Source organism: Lysinibacillus sp. fls2-241-R2A-57, from assembly GCF_030209535.1.
In the GTDB taxonomy this organism is placed as follows: domain Bacteria; phylum Bacillota; class Bacilli; order Bacillales_A; family Planococcaceae; genus Lysinibacillus.
Window position 1 is genome coordinate 1 of the sequence record NZ_JARVRU010000115.1, and the last position, 1,687, is coordinate 1,687.

Consider the following 1,687-nt stretch of genomic DNA (forward strand, 5'->3'; position numbering starts at 1 on the left):
GAGGGCACTGAAAAAGTCCACTATTTAAATTAGGCAGTTGAAAGTTCGATTTAATCGAACTTTCAACTGCCTTTTTACTTTATAATAATGATATTAAAAGTATGTAGGTGATATCCCGATGATCTCAAACCAAGAATCTCTTAATCTCAGTCCATTTATAGCGATTTATGACATTGTTGTACCGAAAGATAATATGCTTCGTCAAATAAATGAACTTGTTGATTTCTCTTTTATTTTGGACGAACTGAAAAATAAATATTGTCTTGATAATGGTCGTAATGCAGTGCCTCCTATTCGCATGTTTAAATATTTACTATTAAAATCAATATTCGATTTATCTGATGTAGATGTGGTAGAACGCTCTAAATATGATATGTCGTTTAAATATTTTTTAGATATGGCACCAGAAGACTCTGTCATTAATCCAAGTTCACTAACGAAATTCCGTAAGCTTCGTCTCCAAGATATGAGCTTATTAGATATGCTCATTGGCAAGACTGTAGAGATTGCTATAGAGAAAGAAGTCATTAAAAATAAAGCAATAATCGTGGATGCCACCCATACAAAAGCACGTTATAATCAAAAATCACCTATAGAATATTTACAAGAGAAATCAAAAAATCTAAGAAAAGCTGTTTATCAAATTGATGAATCGATGAAAGAGAATTTCCCACCAAAGACAAATTCTAACGAAATAAATGTTGAAGTGGATTACTGTCGTCAAGTCATTGCGGTAGTTGAGTCTCAACCTCAAATTGAGATGATTCCAGCTGTAAAGGAAAAACTAAATGTCTTAAAAGAAGTGGTACAGGATTATGAGGAGAAGTTAAGTTATTCAACAGATCCAGATGCACGTGTTGGACATAAATCAGCGGATTCTTCTTTCTTTGGTTTTAAAACACATATTGCGATGAGTGATGAGCGAATAATTACAGCTGCAGTGGTAACCACTGGCGAGAAGAGTGATGGAAAATACCTTCAGGAATTAGTTGAAAAAAGTAAAGAAACCGGCATGGCAATTGATACAGTCATTGGTGATACAGCATATTCTGAAAAAGACAATATCCAGTATGCAAAAAAAGAAGAATTCCAACTTATATCTAAACTAAATCCACAAATCACACAAGGTGGACGAACAAAAGAAGACGAATTTGAGTTTAATAAAGATGCTAGTATGTACGTATGTAAAGCTGGGCACATGGCAATTCGTAAAGCACGGACAGGAAAGAAAAACCAAGGGAAAAATCAAAAAGATACCTATTATTTTGATATCGAACAATGTAAAGTATGTCCTTTCCGCGAAGGTTGTTATAAAGAAGGGGCAAAAAGTAAAACGTATTCAGTTTCAATCAAATCTACTGAACATAAGGAACAAGAGGCATTCCAAAACAGTGAAGAGTTTAAGGAACTCGCACGTACTCGTTATAAAATAGAAGCAAAAAATAGTGAATTAAAGAATAGACACGGGTACGATACGGCAGTAGCTTCGGGTCTATTTGGTATGGAAATACAAGGTGCAACAGCAATCTTCGCCGTGAATTTGAAACGAATCATCACTCTTTTAAAAGAAAAAAATAGTAAAGGATAATAGAAAAAGACAACTTTTTGTTCGATATGAACAAGAAGTTGTCTTTTTTAAAAGTTAAACTCTTTTAACAATAAATACTGGATGTTTTTCAGTGCCCTC

The 1,687-nt window shown here is 33.7% G+C and carries 1 protein-coding gene; it reads left to right on the forward strand.

The window, feature by feature from the left end; translation table 11 throughout:
- The first annotated feature begins 118 nt into the window (after positions 1–118).
- Positions 119–1,588, forward strand: a complete 1,470-nt coding sequence (locus tag QRN68_RS17570) for an IS1182 family transposase (protein WP_285398202.1) — start codon at positions 119–121, stop codon at positions 1,586–1,588.
- Positions 1,589–1,687: the final 99 nt, after the last annotated feature.